The organism is Aurantibacter sp. (genome assembly GCF_039941195.1).
GTDB lineage: Bacteria > Bacteroidota > Bacteroidia > Flavobacteriales > Flavobacteriaceae > Aurantibacter_A.
Genome location: NZ_JBDVFA010000037.1, coordinates 23,822 through 36,748 on the forward strand (window position 1 = coordinate 23,822; position 12,927 = coordinate 36,748).

Consider the following 12,927-nt stretch of genomic DNA (forward strand, 5'->3'; position numbering starts at 1 on the left):
ATTTACTTTACTCTAGATTAGTTTAAACTTATAAATATTCGTTTTACGCTAATACTAACTATTTTTAAAAAGACCAACACTCTTACATTCAAGGATATTTTTCCTCGTGTTTGTCTGTTATATTATACCCCCGTAATTTTATTATTGCTGCAATATATCGTTCGCAATAAGCTCATTTTGAATTCTATTTTGAACATGTTTAGAATTTTCAATTAATTGAATTTTTTTTAAAGATGGAAATATCTTTTTTGCTCTTTTAATCATTTTAGGACCAGGAAAAACGATATCATTCGCTGCTGCAAAAATGGATATTGGTGTTTTAATAGCATTGGCTTTTGTTGAACTAATTAATGGCACCGGAGTAAAATCCATATTAAAATATACAAATACTTTTGATAAATAATTGATGGCAAAATCATCAGGTTCTGTAAAAACTTCTGCTAAGAATTTTTCAACATATTTTGTTTTTTTCGTTTTCATAAAACGCTTCATTGGTATAAAAAACTTGAATAAAGCCTTAATTGGATTCCCATTTACAATATATGCTGGTGCAGATAGAAAAACTTCTTTGATTTTGCTTTCATCAAATTCAAGTGTTTTTAAAATAATTAAACCGCCAAAAGAAAATCCTGCCAAAGTCACATTTTCAATATTGAGAGCATCTATAATTTCAATAATCCATTTTCCGTATGACTCATCATTCATACTCAATCTTGTTTCAGCACTCTTATTTGGTTGAGCTAAAACATCTATGGCATAAAGTTTAAACTTAGAACTTAAACCAGCATATGTTTCTAGAGCTATGGGAGCACAACCATTGGAGCCATGAATTAAAAATATTGGCGGATTTGAGTCTTTCCCTGTGGTAATAATATTAGTGGTTCCATAACTAGTATCAATATTAAGGTAGATGTAATCTATTTTAAGCTCTTCCAATTTTTGGTCATACAATTGGATAATTTCCGCTTTCCCTTTCTCTGATTTAAATAATGAATTCATAGCTTAACAATAAATATATATAAATTTTAGTCTTCTAAATCTACTAGGCAAATGATGAGCTAATGACATGAGAAACAACATCAAAAGCTATAAGTGTACTATTGTCACTAAAAGGCATATACAAAATCGCCCCAATTAAAAATAGGGCAAGTATGGTCACGGCAATGCTTCAGCGATATTCTTTTTTCGCTGGTTTATTTTTTCTTATTGTTGTAATAAAAACGTTTCTCATAAAACTACCGTGATTTTTCAAGAACTAATGTTTCCTATACTATTTTGATATTCTTGGATTTATCCACAATGCATTTGTGATGACCAATCTACAAACCGATTGTCTAATTTTTTTCAAAACTACTGTGAATTAAAGAGTGAAGCGTTCCGATTTATGATTCAGAACTAATTTTCAACTACAGACTTCCAATATGCTCTTGGGGTAATGCCCATTGCTTTCTTAAAATATGTATTGAAAACCGTTTTGGAATTAAACCCACTGTCGTAAGCCAAGGCTAGAATAGTTAGGTGCTGTTGTGAAGCGTCTGCAACTTTTGATTTAAAACTTCTCAGTCTAAAAGAATTAATGAACTCGGAAAAATTTTTATTAAAACCTTCATTTAATAATTGTGATAAATGGTTCGGCGGAATTTCTAACATCTCAGCCAAGTCACGAAGTGTAAGGTTTGGATCAAGATATGGCTCTTCTTCGGTTATCAAATAATCTAATTGTTTTCGATAGGTTTCTAATAATTCTTTATTGAATAATGGCTTTTGATATTTTCTTTCAGAAATCTCAATACTTTTTTCCTTTTTAAAAACTTGCTGCATCAACTCTTGAAAATGAGAATTAGTTCTAAGTGGTTTTAAAATAGGCTCGGTTTGGAACAATAATACCCTAGGGAATCTATATTCGATTCCTTTTGCAATCAACGCAATTGCCGCATCATGATTTCCATTCATTGTATGGCAAAGAATTAAAAAGAACATTGCGTTCCCCATAGCATCAGTTTGTAAAGCATCTTTTAATTTAGAAAGACCTTCATCTGTTTTGTTTGTATCACCAAGCGCTATTTGCGCCATTGTAGTCCCTCCTAACTTTGTTAAGTTACCTTTTCCTAAAACTGGGAGATTTTGAAAAAAAGAAAGCGCTTTTTTCCCTTGACCCTTTATCACCATTATACTGCCAATATAAAACGGTGGAAAAACTAAATCAGGATCAAGTACGAGAGCTTTTTCAAAAAAAGGAAGGGCTTTTTCATATTTCTCCATAAGGTAAAATAGAAACCCCTTATAGTGATTGTTCATTGCTGAGAATGGATCCAATTCAAGCGCTTTGTTTATATAATTTAGCGCAGCTTTTAGTTTACCTTCAACGGTTAGTATATTTGAAAAGGTTAAATATATTTCATCTGTAGGTTGCACATGTAAAGCGTTATTGAGATGCTGATAAGCTTTGGCAATATCCCAGTTTTGCCAGCAACTTATCCAAGCAAGATTAAGTTGTGATTTTGGTAAATCCTTATCCAATTCAAGTGCCTTTTCCAAATAAGGTTTAGCTTTTTCAAAAGCTATGGGAGCAGGCAACATTCCCATTGTACCCAAATATGCATATCCTTGGTTAACATCGAGATAAGGCAAAGGAAAATTAGGTTCATCACTAATTACTTCATTAAAAATTGAAATAGCTTTTTCAGTCTCTATCAAATTCAATTTCATTAAATGATACCGACCTTTTAGATATTTCTTATAAACACTAACAGAAACATCAGGTGCGTCTATTAGCTTGTCATCCATATTAAAATGACCAATATGCTCTCGTAATTTATCAGCAATAAGAAGACTCACTTCATCTTGCACCGCAAAAATATCTTCTATTGAATGGTCAAAGGTTTCCGACCAAAAATGAAAATCATCAACCACATCAATTAACTGAGCGGTTATTCTCATTTTCTTCCCAGACAACCTTATGCTTCCTTCTAAAATTGTAGACACATTCAATGCTTGTCCAATTTCTGAAATCGGTATATTTTTATTCTTAAAATAAAAAGAAGATGTTCTTGAAGTTACTTTTAGTCCTTTAATTTTCGCCAGAGCATTAATAATTTCCTCGGTCATGCCGTCAGAAAAATATTCGTTCTCTATATCGGCGCTCATATTTACAAAAGGCAACACAGCAATTGTCTTATTCTCCTTTTTCGTAATATTATTGAGGTCCAAACTACTAGGTACCATGATACCCTCACTCTTTACTGCAAAAATCTCGATAGGTTTTGCGATATTTTTCAACCCAAAATAACCCAGGGATTTTGTCTCAATTTGAGGCTGATTTCGAAGCTCATCGTTTAATTTTCCTGAAATCAAAATTGAGCCAGACACCCCCAAATTCTCTATCCTAGAAGCTAAGTTTACACCACTACCATAAACCTCGGTACCATCATATACAATATCACCTATATGTATACCAATTCGCAAGGGTAATGGATTATCCTTTTGAAGCGCTCTTTGAATATCAATAGCGCAAGCTACAGCCTCCACTCCACTTGAAAAAGCACTTAATGTACCATCGCCGTAATATTGAATTATTTCACCATAATGTTCCTCGTGACCTTTCTGAAACTCAGCACGATGACGACTTCTCATTTTCATCGCAGCAGTCTCATCTTTTTGCATTAATGCAGTATAGCCCACAATATCCGTGAACATTATAGCAGCGATACTACGGTTTTTTCTAATTGACATAAAACTTGTGTACTTTGTTCGGGGAAAGAACTGAAATAATTTGGTCGTATTTATAAAATCTAAAATACAACAATTATATACTTCAGAAAATACTCATCCTAAACTATAATACCGCTAATTATTTCGAAGTATGAAAATAATTGTTCTAGATAAGTAGGGTATCTCCTCTCTACTTTATTTCTACATATGTTTTAATTTAGACATGAAAAAGAAGATTATGCTACAAATTTAAGTTTGATTTAAAAATTAAGGTAAATCTTAAAAAGAAAGAAAAATCCTACAAAATGTAATTTGACAGGTCAATAAAATGAAAAAATTAACGTTTTTTACGTTCTAAGGGTCATAAAACATACATAAAGTGGTTAATGTTAACATAAATTTTCACTATATACCAATAATTAAATTCTATTTGTTATATTCCGCCAGTAAACGCAATAGCATTAATTTTAAATAAAAATGGAATTACTTAAAGAAGCACTTGAGCTCGAGAACATGAAGATGAGTAATATGTCAACTAGTGATAGGGTTGTAGCCTCGAGATTAGCCAAAAGATTGATTCTTGAAATCAACGAAATTTATAAGGAAACTAAGGATCCTGAACTTATGGATGTCATGAAAAGACTGACAGAAAAGAAGAAAAAGATTGAAAAAAGGTTAAAAGGAAGACCAGCAGCTTAGATTTTTTTAATCAGACTGCAAAAAGCTCTCAAATTTTGTTAACAACGAAATTTGAGAGCTTTTTCTTTTTAAATACCTTAAAAGAATGGACATTTCAACATGTAATGATTACAATCCTCTTTACTTTCTTTAAATACTCTACATTGGTATTTATCAGAAATATACCCAATATTGGGTATTGATTCTATAAAAATGGTTTCGTAAATTTATTACATAATTAACTAACCATGCAAACCATAATTTCATCAGTATTAAGTAGTATTAATTCAAAAGAACTAAAACGGATTAAAAAGGATTTCGGATTAACAGAAAAAGAATTGTCTTATTTATTAAACCTAAGCCAGCGCTACAGGCAAAATTCTAGTTTTATTCTAAAAAAACTTATTGTAAAGTAACATTTACGAAAACCTCTTATGTAAATTTAACTGTAGGTCGGGGGAAATACAGTTTTATTAAGTGAGGGGTTTTACTTTACTTTCAACGTGCTAAACATTTCGATTTTATCACTAAAAAATCGATAAAATACACCATTACAGCCGTTTACCCATTCTTCATAACGTTTATCGCATTTATTACTAAAAGCCGATAAAACAGCGGAATTTTGTACAAAATAATGTAGTATGAAAACAATGCTGATTAGGATTAAAAAAGAAATTCATAAAACTGATACCTTAGCTGCTGTCAGTTGTTTAGTTATATCAATAACTATATTTTTTATCATTAAAGTTCTCGGTAATACTTATGGTTTCTAAAAAGGAAATAAACCAAGCTTTTCTATATATGCCGGCAAGAATGAAACCTTGTCGGCATTTTTTTTTACCAATCTGTTTGGAATACCTTTTTCATAGGCAACCATTTTTCACCTGGTTTTGCAAAAGGCAAAGCTTGTTGGTAATTCCACATTAATTCTTCCCATTTTTCATTTTCAGGATAATTAGCATCTACCGCAGCTTTCTTTTCAAATGTAAAGTCATCATCTACTTCCATAATCATAAACATTCGATTACCTACTCTATATATCTGCATTTCCAAAATGCCTGACTCTTTAATACTTGCCAAAATTTCTGGCCATACTTCTCTATGGTATTCTTCATATTTTTCAATTAAATCTGGGTCATCTTTTAAATCTAAAGCCAAGCAATGTCTCTGCATAATATTTATTTTGATTGTTTTATTTCTCTGTAATTATATCTATTTCAGCGAAAGAAGTTCTAAAGTCTAAATCTTTTAAAACACCTTCATGACTAGCACCTGGATCAACTTTTACGCCTCTTAGTTTTATATACCTCGCCTTGGTTTTATCAAATTCTATTGTTTGAGCTATTCGACTATTTACAATATTTGAAAATTCACCAGAAGCCACTTTTTTCCATTTGCCACCATTAAGACTAGTTGAGAATTCATATTCAGTTATAATTCCCATTGGATATCTATCTTGACTAGGCCAATAGGTGAAACCCTTTACAGCATAGGTATTACCTAAATCAATTACTACTTCCTGCGGATGTTTAACTTCAGAATCAGTCATCCAATACGTATTTGGATTTTCATCAATAATTAAATTCGTTTTAGTCGGATCACCTGAATTTGAATTGATAACACTCCAGTCTTCTTTAGAAATGTCGAAATAACGTTCTTTTGGCTCCGTTACAGCTTTACTTTTAGGGTCCACTGCAACAACCTTTAAAGTAGTTGGTGTATTAATTAGAAAAGGGGTTTCATATCTATTTGAAGCCTCCGTAGGTATACTTCCATCTAGTGTATAATAAATAGAAACTTCGCTATCAGGTATTGTAATACTTACCATACCAGGTATATTCCTTGAAATTTTAGGTGCGACCAAAAAATTAGGAGCTCTATAAATTTCAAGATTAGAAATTACAATAGGGCCTTTTGCTTTTTTAAAATCAACCTTTAATTGAGTAACCTCTACAGTTTTAAACTGAAGAATTCTACGATTACCCACTGTAGTTTGTCCATCTATCTCTATCCATTCTCCATTAACTTCTGCCTCCACAATAAAATGTTGAATGCGCTGACCTAAAGGAATATATTCTTGAAGTACTAATCTATTAACTTCTGTAGGTTCTTCAAACTTCACAACCAATTCAGCACTTGTTACCTCATCATCAGTAGCCCAATAAGTTTCCGGATTTCCATCTATTGCATTTTCTGGCTTATATCCAGCACTATTACCTCGATAATTGGAAGCTATAATCTCATTTTCAATTGCTAGTTCATGTTCAAAATCTTTATCTATTTGAGTTTTAAGTGCATTCAATTGTTCTACGTCTTTTTCATGAACTAATCCACGCTTATCAACTGGAAGATTTAATAGAAAATTACCATTACGGCCAATGGACTCATAATACGTTCTTACCAATCGCTCTAATGATTTAACCTGGTGATCTTCACGAGCATGATAATACCAACCGGGGCGTATGGATGTATTAACTTCTGCAGGAAGCCAATGGGTACCATCTGCGTGTCCAGATCTGAGTTCAACATATCTAGGCCAACCTGGATATATCTCATCTCTTCGCATAATGCTCCAATTCGTTTCGTTAGCCCAACCTTCTTCGGTTCCAACCCATCGAATATCTGGACCGCCATCACTAAATATTACTGCATTGGGTTGAAGTTCTCTAACAATTTGCTGTGTTTTATCCCATTGATAATACGTTTTATTATCAATCTTCCTCGTTTCATTGGCTCCTCCATAATAACCTGAACCACCATTTGCCCCATCGAACCACACCTCAAAAACCTCCCCATAATTAGTTAGTATCTCCCTTAGTTGCTCATGAAAATCAGCTACATATTCAGGCGTACCATAATTAGCAGCATTTCGATCCCATGGGGATAAGTAAACACCAAATTTGAGTCCGTATTCTTTGCAAGCTTCAGACAAATCTTTTAGTAAATCACCTTTACCATCTTTCCACGGCGAATTCTTTACCGAATGTTCAGTTGTTTTTGTAGGCCATAAACAAAAACCATCGTGATGTTTTGCTGTAATTATTATACCAGTCATCCCTGCATCCTTAGCTACTTTAGCCCATTGTCTCGTATCTAATTCTGTAGGATTAAACTGTTCTGGAGATTCCCCTCCTGTACCCCACTCCATATCGGTGAAGGTGTTCATATTAAAATGAACAAAAGCATAATATTTCATATCATGCCAAGCCAATTGTCGTTTTGAAGGCAATGGTTCAATTGGTTGTGGCGGCTCTACTTGGCCGCATGAAACTAATACCAGCAGAAAAATTACAGAAACAAAAAACTTATAACCTAATTTCATATTACACAATTTAGCGAATCAAATACCAAGTATATGATTGAGCAGGAATACTTATATTTATACTTACTTCAAAATTCCGATTAGACTGACGCTGAATCTCCAACCCGCCCTCTTTAGACAATAAAACCTCATCTTTCACACCGGCATAATATACCGGCACATTAATCTGTTCAATAACAACTTTTTCTGTTGGATTAAAAAGCATAATTAATCCCTTGTTTTCATTATCAGGAGTAACATGCATAAATCCATCCCAACTACGTCCATTAGGTCGACGTAAATGAATGATATCCCCATTAAGAGTATTTCTGAATTTCTTATAATGTTCAACTTGTTGAATCACCAATTCTTTTGTTTCCTTGGTATCATAGAGCCTGGGACCTCGATAGCACGCTTGCACACCTGACCCATAATTCTGAACCATATGAGCCTCATAAGCAATTAGATGTTCTGAAAGTGGTTCTAAAGTCGCTTCTGCTCCACCACCATGGTATTCTGTAAGCGGTACAAATGTCCATGCCATAGAAGGTGATTTATCCCAAGTACCATCATAAATATTTTGTCTTCCTAAAATAATTTGTTGATCTCTAGGTAAAGACCAATTTACTTCTCGATATCCTATTCCACATTTATTAGAACCTTGTAAGAAATAAAAATCGGGAGCATTTAAATAAATATCTTTTTCCTTTAACCAATGGTAAAAATCTTTAGTCATGGACCATTGCACCCATTGCGAATCTTCATAACCTTTATGATATTTATGAGTAGTAGAGGCACAAAAATCTCCAGGATAAGGCCCATCATGCTCTAACAAATCGAAACCTGTTTTTTCAAAAAACACTTTTAATTTCTCGAGATAATTATAACCCCACTGGCTTGCTAAACAGGGTGCATTATTAAATTTAGTTCCGCCAGGTTTACCCGTTTCTTTATTAATAGCATCTACTTCTTCATTAATAGTTCTACTTGAAAAAAGAGAATATCCACCCAATTCTATTCCTTTTTTATGCGCATAATCAGCAAGCTTTTTAAACTTTTTAATATTTGTCGCGGATGTATCCTCCATATTTAAGCCGCTACCAAAACTTAAAATAACCATCTCATACCCAGTAGTCACACATTGATCTATCGCGGTTTTTACTACGTCTGGCTCTGTAGAGGTTAGGTGCATAAATATGGGGTTCTCAGTTGACCAAGGTGCTAATGCTCGATACATTTTGCGAACACCTAAGGCATTACGTTCGCGATCATTTCCGTTCTGTAATAATTCATACGTACGAAAACTTTCAAAAGCACCACTATTTGAAATTGTTACATTTGGCCCAATCGGCAACTTAGCCTCTAACAGGCATTCAGTTTCCAATTTCCAATTTACTTGCGACGTGTATTCCGGATCTTCTTCCCAAAAAATTGTTTGATTAGCTTGGTCCGCTGTAAATCCGCCAAAAGCAAAATCACTTTCTACATGAATATTTGGACGTAGCCATCTACTTGGAGCGTCAGTTGGATTTTGAGCTTCAGGAAATGCAAGAATTTCACTTTTAAAAGTATTTAATACTACGGATTTCTCGTTTACATTTTCTACAGAAATTCTTTTAGAAATAAGGGGCATGCCATCATATATTTCATAATGAACAAAAACAGTAATACCCATTAATTCTTCTGAGGGATGTGTAAATTTAATACGAAGCTCTTTACCTTTTGCAAAATCAGATTTGGATGTATTCCACCTTTTTTTTGAATTCCATTTTATCAATTGCTTAATTGAAGTAATCTGATAAGAATCATATCGAAATGAATTCGGCTCGATTTTTAAATCTGCAATCCAATTATTTAAAAAATATCCATGTTCTTTAAGCCCAATTAATCCACCAACAGGATAAACTTTATTGTTTAGTGTAACCTCAGCCTCAGGCTTGATGCTACGTAGGTAGGTTTCTCCAGTAACTAAATTTTTATACTCAGTTGTAGCAACATTAGGTTTAATAGTAATCTGCCTTAATGCTAACCCATTTGAAAGAATTAAGTTGTTTCCTTCTATGTCTATTTTAGCTACATATTCCCCATTATCAATTAACCAATCTTTATGTTCATTTGACTGTCCAAAAATTGTTACACAGAAAAAAATATTTAATAAGATAAAAAAACAACGCATTAATTCTCTGGTATTTCGTCAACAATTAAAACAGTATCTTGTTTTATACTATCCAATACTTCATCAGGATAGGGAATCATTAAACCTGTATCTTTTTTCAAGGGCATTTGCGCTTCGACTTCTCTTAAGTAATCGGACAAAATCTTAGCTAGCTCCTTGGTTTTCTCAGGTTGTTCTAAAATGAGGTTTGTTGATTCGCCAATATCTTCATTTAAATCAAAAAGTTCCAATTTCGAATCAGCATGGTAATACACAAGTTTCATTGTTCCGTTTCTAATAGCACTACTTGCTCCAATTCCAGGGCCAGATGGTCCCCACTCATTAGGAAAATGCCAAAATAGCGACCTTCCATTATCCTTTAATTCTCCTTCCAAGACAGAAACAAAACTTTTACCGTCAATTTTCTGAACGGTTTCAGCGCTATCAATTTGAGCCATCTCCAAAATTGTCGGATAAAAATCTTCAATAATTACGCGGGCATCACTCATAGAATTTGGTGCTGTTATCTCGGGCCATTTTACAAGCATCGGCTCTCGAATTCCACCCTCGTAAACAGAACCCTTTCCGCTATTTAAAGGTTTATTATGGGTATGCAAATCGCCAGCTCTAGTATGTACACTTAAACCACCATTATCAGACATGAATAAAATAATAGTATTATCTACGATATCTTTTTCTTCTATATAATCCATGATATCACCAAGACTTTTGTCCATTCCCTCAACCATACTGGCATACTTCGCTTCAACAGTATCAATACCTTTTTCAAGATATTTTTGATAGAATCTAGCATCTTCAATAATTGGCGTATGCACCGCATAATGCGACATATATAAAAAGAATGGGCGTTGCGTTACAACAGCCGAATCCATTGCCATTAATGCCTCTTGTGTAATTGCTTCCGTAAGATAAATATCCTCGCCATGGTATTTTTCCAAGCCAGGAACCGCCCATATTTCTTTTCCTTCTTTTCCATTGCCAAAATTATCGGTTCCCAAATAACTCTCAGGTGCACCTGCAGCATGCCCTGCAATATTAACATCAAAACCTAAGTTTTTAGGATCCGCTCCTGGAGTACCAATCGCACCTAAATGTGCTTTTCCAGCATGTATCGTATAATAGCCAACATCATGCAGTATTTGCGGTAAGGGACTTGCGTGTACCGAATTCAGAATTCCAGACACAGGACTCAATCCATTTACATTCCATGTTGGAAAACTTAATTTTTTATGATTGGTTTCCATGGGCTTAATAGAATCCTTCTTTAATGTCCAATTTGTTACACGATGTCTCGCTGCGTTCATACCCGTCATTAAACTAACTCTACTTGGAGAACAAACTGGTGTTGCATAGGCTTGTGTAAATTTCATTCCTTCAAGAGCTAAGCGCTCCATATTGGGGGTTTCATAAATATCATTAAAACTAGTGCGTTCTTTATAAAATGGTACAGAAGTATCTTGCCAACCCATATCGTCTACTAAAAACAGTACTATATTTGGGGGTGCTTCAGTAATCTCCTCTGGTTCACAGGAACCAAAAAAGGCAATTAAAAGTAATAAGAATAGGGCGTGGTAAAATTTCATTTAATTTAGCTAGGGTCTGTTTGTAATTATAAAGTAAATCTGTTTATTCTTTCATTCTAATTTTATCTCCCAGTCGTCAGTTCTAAAAGCACTTGCTGGAAGTCCCTCTTTGTTTGTTAAGTTTGGCAGAGCAGTATCAGTGAACGCAAACCTAACAGCACGAGGCCTTTTCACTTTCGTAGATGATACCTGCACCTTATCATCTATAATTTTAGCTTTTGCGGGATAAAACTTTTTGTCTTCTCCAGCAATAAAAAATTCAGTTAGCGTCTTTCCATTTTTGGTAAGTCCAGATTCAGCATTATCAAAAGCTACCATTATCTTATTCTTTTTTATCGACATAGACTTATAAACTGGACCGCTATAAACAATGTCCTTGTTATACGTTTTAGCCAAAGCCCAAAGTGCTAATCGTATTCCAACATCCTGTTTATTAGTAGGGTGAATATTTTCTACATTACCAATATCATTAGTCACTACCATCCCTGTATTAGAAACATTGAGCATGGTTTGCATTTGCGCATCTCGTACAACTGCTGCCGCTACATTTTTCACCGAATCATATCGATTAGGAGCAATTTGCACGAAATAAAAAGGCAATTCCTTTTCCCATTTTTCTCGCCAGCTATTAATTAGCAAAGGAAAAGATTTGTAGTAAGCAAATGGGTTACCTCTATTAGATTCTCCCTGATACCATAAAAATCCAGCTATATTGAATTTTGTAATAGGGTTTATCATTGCATTAAAGTTTACACCTGCAGTTGTAGGCCAGTTTCCATTTTCATTTAACTTCTTCGCTGCCATTTTCAAATCTTCGTTTTGAAAAAGTGTTTCTTTTTCAATCCAAACTTCAACCGGTGTTCCTCCCCAACTCGAATTAATTAATCCAACCGGAACATTTAAATCCTTAAATAATTCTCTTCCAAAGAAATAAGCTACTGAACTAAATTTTCGCATCGTTTCTGGAGTACAAACAACCCACTCGCCCACCAAATCATCTTGTGGATTTTGCGATTTTTTCCGCAGAACGCTAAAAAAACGAATATTTGGGTAATCGGCATTTGCAATTTCTTCATCAGCATTATCTAAACCGTTTTCAGGCGTCCATTGCATGTTCGATTGTCCTGACCCTAACCAAACTTCACCTATTAATATATTATTGATAACCACTTCTTCATGTCCACTTACCGTTAATGTATAGGTGCCTCCTGCGTCTGGGGTCATTATTTTCCCAGACCATATTCCTTGATGTGCTTTGATGTTTACGGGACTATTATTCCAAGACTCCGTTATTGTAATTGCCTCATTCGTAGCTGTTGTCCATCCCCATATAGTAACTTCAGAATTTTGTTGTAACACCATGTTATCAGACAATATGGAAGGCATCCATATTTTACCAAAGCAAAGTTGAATTGAAAATAATAGGATTATGGTAAGGAAATTTTTCATTTTATTAGAGTAATCTATTTAATGTTCGG

The 12,927-nt window shown here is 34.0% G+C and carries 8 protein-coding genes; 1 reads left to right on the forward strand and 7 read right to left on the reverse strand.

The window, feature by feature from the left end:
* Positions 1 to 141: 141 nt before the first annotated feature.
* On the reverse strand, positions 142 to 999 hold the full coding sequence (locus ABJF52_RS07015) for an alpha/beta hydrolase (RefSeq protein WP_348148306.1): 858 nt from the start codon (positions 997 to 999) through the stop codon (positions 142 to 144).
* A 396-nt stretch (positions 1,000 to 1,395) separates the two neighbouring features.
* Positions 1,396 to 3,732 carry a helix-turn-helix domain-containing protein gene (locus ABJF52_RS07020; protein ID WP_348148309.1) on the reverse strand — a complete coding sequence of 779 codons (2,337 nt, stop codon included), beginning with the start codon at positions 3,730 to 3,732 and terminating at the stop codon, positions 1,396 to 1,398.
* 456 nt (positions 3,733 to 4,188) lie between these two features.
* On the opposite strand from ABJF52_RS07020, the gene ABJF52_RS07025 reads away from it, so the two are divergent.
* Entirely contained in the window at positions 4,189 to 4,410 is a 222-nt protein-coding gene (locus tag ABJF52_RS07025) for a hypothetical protein (protein ID WP_153757364.1), read from the forward strand.
* 816 nt (positions 4,411 to 5,226) lie between these two features.
* Here ABJF52_RS07025 and ABJF52_RS07030 read toward each other — a convergent pair.
* From ABJF52_RS07030 to ABJF52_RS07050, 5 genes are read right to left on the reverse strand one after another with little or no spacing between them, the layout of a single operon-like run.
* Complete coding sequence (locus ABJF52_RS07030; RefSeq protein WP_348148312.1) at positions 5,227 to 5,562, reverse strand: L-rhamnose mutarotase; 336 nt, start codon at positions 5,560 to 5,562, stop codon at positions 5,227 to 5,229.
* Between the two features lie 19 nt (positions 5,563 to 5,581).
* The gene (locus ABJF52_RS07035; protein ID WP_348148315.1) at positions 5,582 to 7,711 is read right to left on the reverse strand and encodes an alpha-L-fucosidase; all 2,130 of its coding nucleotides are present in this window, start codon (positions 7,709 to 7,711) and stop codon (positions 5,582 to 5,584) included.
* Between the two features lie 10 nt (positions 7,712 to 7,721).
* Positions 7,722 to 9,866 (reverse strand): alpha-galactosidase, encoded by a 2,145-nt coding sequence (locus tag ABJF52_RS07040; protein ID WP_348148317.1) that lies wholly within the window; start codon positions 9,864 to 9,866, stop codon positions 7,722 to 7,724.
* Positions 9,866 to 11,449, reverse strand: coding sequence for a sulfatase (locus ABJF52_RS07045; RefSeq protein WP_348148320.1), 1,584 nt, complete (start codon positions 11,447 to 11,449; stop codon positions 9,866 to 9,868). Before ABJF52_RS07045 ends, ABJF52_RS07040 begins: the two co-directional genes overlap by 1 nt.
* 51 nt (positions 11,450 to 11,500) lie before the next feature.
* Positions 11,501 to 12,898 carry a sialate O-acetylesterase gene (locus ABJF52_RS07050; RefSeq protein ID WP_348148323.1) on the reverse strand — a complete coding sequence of 466 codons (1,398 nt, stop codon included), beginning with the start codon at positions 12,896 to 12,898 and terminating at the stop codon, positions 11,501 to 11,503.
* Positions 12,899 to 12,927 lie beyond the last annotated feature (29 nt).

Coding starts and splice junctions, on each gene's coding strand:
- ABJF52_RS07040 (WP_348148317.1), bottom strand. CDS start 9,866: ATGCGTTGTTTTTTTATCTTATTAAATATTTTTTTCTGTGTAACAATT.
- ABJF52_RS07025 (WP_153757364.1), top strand. CDS start 4,189: ATGGAATTACTTAAAGAAGCACTTGAGCTCGAGAACATGAAGATGAGT.
- ABJF52_RS07050 (WP_348148323.1), bottom strand. CDS start 12,898: ATGAAAAATTTCCTTACCATAATCCTATTATTTTCAATTCAACTTTGC.
- ABJF52_RS07035 (WP_348148315.1), bottom strand. CDS start 7,711: ATGAAATTAGGTTATAAGTTTTTTGTTTCTGTAATTTTTCTGCTGGTA.
- ABJF52_RS07020 (WP_348148309.1), bottom strand. CDS start 3,732: ATGTCAATTAGAAAAAACCGTAGTATCGCTGCTATAATGTTCACGGAT.
- ABJF52_RS07045 (WP_348148320.1), bottom strand. CDS start 11,449: ATGAAATTTTACCACGCCCTATTCTTATTACTTTTAATTGCCTTTTTT.
- ABJF52_RS07015 (WP_348148306.1), bottom strand. CDS start 999: ATGAATTCATTATTTAAATCAGAGAAAGGGAAAGCGGAAATTATCCAA.
- ABJF52_RS07030 (WP_348148312.1), bottom strand. CDS start 5,562: ATGCAGAGACATTGCTTGGCTTTAGATTTAAAAGATGACCCAGATTTA.